Consider the following 3,483-nt stretch of genomic DNA (forward strand, 5'->3'; position numbering starts at 1 on the left):
GCCGTTGGCGTAGAGATGGGAATCAGGTATCGATCAGATCGTCGGGTGACAAAATGGGGACCGCATTCTCTTCGGTCTCCTGTTTCTCTCGCCAAGGTTTGTTGGCTTTGTAACTCTCCAGTTCCTCTTCCAACTGATCGGTTTGATTGTGGTCTTGTTCCTTACCCAACTCGACGGCTTTCGTGCTCCACTGGCGAGCTTTTTCAAAGTCACCGGTTTCGGCGTAAGCGGCGGCCAGGGTGCTTAGGATGTGGGGCTCTTTACTCTCGGTCAGTTCCACGGCACGTTCCCCGAGTTCGACCGCACGTTTGCCGTCACGGACACCGTCTTTGGGGCTGGTGGCTAGCACCCAAGCCAGGTTGTTCAGGATTCCTGACAGATCAAATTCGTCGGCGTTATCGCCGGCAACTTTCAATGCTCGTTCATAATCGGCGATGGCTTTGTCGTGTTCTCCGACAGCCAAATAGGCATCGGCGCGAGAGCGGAGGACTGAAACATTGGTGGGATCGCGATCCAGCATGGTCGACAGCACTTCGATTGCTTGTCGCGGCCGTTCGTCTTGAATGTACAAATTGGCCAGCTGCAACTTGTAGCGATCGCTTGATGGGTCGCGATCGATCAAGGTTTTGATCTCGTTGATCGCGTCGGCCATCCGGCCTTCTTGGAACGCGATCATGTAGCGAACGATGATGGCTTGCTCGGCAGCGGCCACTGCGGGTGCAATCCGTTCGGCGGCTCGCAAATCGTCCTTGGCCGCTTGCAATTCGTTGCGTGCGACCGAGATTTCAGCGCGTTGCAACAGTGAAATCGGGTCCTTGGGCTGCATCGCCAGCGCTTTGTTCAAATCTGCCAGCGCCTCGTCTTCCTTCAATTGCATGCGATACAGAATCGCACGCAACCGATACAACCCTTCGCTCGGTTTTGCTTCCAGGGCTTTACTGAGCAGTTTCAGTGCATCGTCGACACGTTCCAATTCGGCCAATTTTTCAACGACAGCCTGGGCGACTTGCTGGTTGGTCGGATCTTCGGCCAAGACCTGTTCCATGTCTTCGATCGCACCCGAGATGTCATCGTCCTGCAATCGCAGGGCCGCGCGGGCACGCAGGGCTTCTAGATTTTTGGGGTCGTCTTTGATGGCGGCGTTCAGGTCGTCCATCCGTTTCTTTTCTTCGCCCGGTCCCCAGGTCAACGCTCGCAACATCAGCGCTGCACTACGCTCGACCGGCGTGTCTTTCAGGATTTCGATTGCTTTGGTGGTGGCTTCACTGATCGCCGTTTTATCGCCACCGGGCAACAAATTCAGTCGCGCGACCAATAAATAGGCTTCGACCAGAGCCGGATCGTTGGCCAGTGCTTGCTCGAGTGTCCGCAACGCCTCGTCACGCAGCTCCAACGGCTGGTTGCCACGGGCCTGGCCCATCGCTGCGATCAATTGCTGGCTCTTCTGCAGCAGCACCGATCCCAGCATCTTCTTGGAGAATGCGGCGTTTTCACCGCTCAATCCTTTTTTGATGGCCGATTGCAACAAACGCTCGACAGCCTGCAATTCTCGCGTGCTCTTGGCGTCGAAACGCAAGATCGCGGCTTCGTCCAGGTCTTCTTGGCCGGGATCGACCGCCGGGGACTCCAGATCCAGGTCTTTGGCTGGCTGGTCGTCACCCGCGGCGTTTTCAGTGTTCTCGGCGGGGGGATCCGCAACAGCGTCTTGCGCGGTCAACCGCGGCAGCGTCGTTAGGGAAATACTGAAACACACCAAAGCGATCAGTTGTAAGTGCGTTGAAAACAATCGAAACATCGGCGTAGGCTCGTGCGAGGTTGTAGTCTGACTCTTGCATTATTACGTCCCGGCCAATCGATGCGTAGACGAGCTTGGCCAGATTCCCAGATCTGGCGAAATTTCAGCCGATGACGGGTTCTCGGTGTGGGAAAATATTGCGATCTCGCGTGTTTGCGGCATCGCACCATGCCCGTGCCGGTGAAAAACGGTGCACAGACGCATCCGGTCAGCTCGCCGAATGCCCAGCAGCAATGGCCGGCACTAACCGTTGCAAACATCATAACCGCGTCGTCAGCACGAACCTGTGGGAAATTGGCCCCCGGCTCCGCGTCTGGCGATGAGAACGGGCAATGATGTGGCCGATGACCCACGTCAGTAGACGATGCGCGCACACCTCGCTGCGTTTCACGGAGTTGTGTCTACCGAATTCTGCGACCACTGTCACGGACGACGAGTCGGAAAATGCTTGGATTTCATTCTGTCGATCCCCCCACTCCGCCCAGTTCGACTTGGGGGGGGATGGCCAAACGCTCACGAAAGGTCGTCGCCACTGTCGCGGCCGCCGTGACAGTTGTCTCCGCCGCTGCGGCGTATCGAGCCCACGCCGTCGAACCGCTGCAGCGTACCGGCCGAATCTTTGGTTTCGGTTGGGGCGACGGATACCACACCTGTCGCGACAGTGGATGTCGTCCGGGCGCCGATCTGCCCCCCAAAAGCCATCCCCATCGATCTTGCCAACTTGGCTGTGCCAACGGTTGTGGCGAACTCTATCCGGCTTCGATGGGCTGCGGGATCGGGCAATGCAATCACCACTGTCAATCGGACTGTGATGGTTTGGGCAGCCAACTGGCGGGCACCGATTGGATTGACGACGTCGTGGATGAACGACCGCGGTCCGAATTGGCATTGCCGCTACCGTCCCAGCCGGCTACCGAGATGCCGCTGATTGACGAGCAACCAGAAATTAACAGCAACCCGTTGCCGATGCCAAGCATGCCGCCCGCCCCGATGCCGGAGGAGCGAAGCCAGCAGCTACCCGACCCGATGCCCGATTCGCCGCAATCACAACCGCCCAAACCAACCGTCACTCGCTTGCCACCGGTTCAACCACAACCGCAGCGAATGGGCGAGTTCAAATCAATTTTTGAAGTGCCACCTGCCGAGTTTGCCATTGAAACGCAGACCGAACCGACCGACGTTCAGCCCTCGGATCTTGTCGGTTCACAAGACGACACTGACGCCTACGATGATTTCATTGGCGCAGTGGATTCACCGGCGGAAACCGCACCTGAACAAGACATTGACGTGATCAGCGAGGGTGACACTCAGGTGCCGACACCGCGGCGGATCAACGCAGCCGTCCAGGAAGCTGACGAAGACGATTGGTTGGTCCCACCGTCGCAACGAAATTTAATCGACGAATTGCCAGTGCCAGCCACTGTGCCAGATAGAAAAACCACGTCGATGGAAATTCAAGTCAATCCGTTTTTTGCACCCTCGGTCAAAAACGTCTTGCTGCGGGAACGCCAATTCCCCGCCCGCATCGCCACCAAACCGGGAGACGATCCCACTTTTGGTTGGCAACCCGTTCGCCAGCCACGTTGAATCGGCTCAGACGCCGTTGAACTTGCGTTTTCACCTGTGGCATTGGTCTTTGGGAACCCGACGCGTCAGCAAGGGATCCTGTTAACACCCTAAATCCCTCG

The 3,483-nt window shown here is 57.4% G+C and carries 2 protein-coding genes; one reads left to right on the forward strand and one right to left on the reverse strand.

The genetic code is table 11. The features are described from left to right. Positions 1–22 precede the first annotated feature (22 nt). Positions 23–1,795: a tetratricopeptide repeat protein gene (locus tag NHH03_RS27090; RefSeq protein WP_253161489.1), complete on the reverse strand. Its 1,773-nt coding sequence runs from the start codon at positions 1,793–1,795 to the stop codon at positions 23–25. Positions 1,796–2,296: 501 nt separating this feature from the next. On the opposite strand from NHH03_RS27090, the gene NHH03_RS27095 reads away from it, so the two are divergent. Continuing rightward, positions 2,297–3,382 carry a hypothetical protein gene (locus NHH03_RS27095; RefSeq protein WP_253161490.1) on the forward strand — a complete coding sequence of 362 codons (1,086 nt, stop codon included), beginning with the start codon at positions 2,297–2,299 and terminating at the stop codon, positions 3,380–3,382. Positions 3,383–3,483 lie beyond the last annotated feature (101 nt).

The sequence above is a fragment of the Stieleria tagensis genome (assembly GCF_024129865.1).
Lineage (GTDB): Bacteria > Planctomycetota > Planctomycetia > Pirellulales > Pirellulaceae > Stieleria > Stieleria tagensis.

Bases quoted from the DNA above. Each gene is read 5' to 3' on its own strand.
- NHH03_RS27090 (WP_253161489.1), bottom strand. From the start codon at position 1,795: ATGTTTCGATTGTTTTCAACGCACTTACAACTGATCGCTTTGGTGTGT.
- NHH03_RS27095 (WP_253161490.1), top strand. From the start codon at position 2,297: ATGGCCAAACGCTCACGAAAGGTCGTCGCCACTGTCGCGGCCGCCGTG.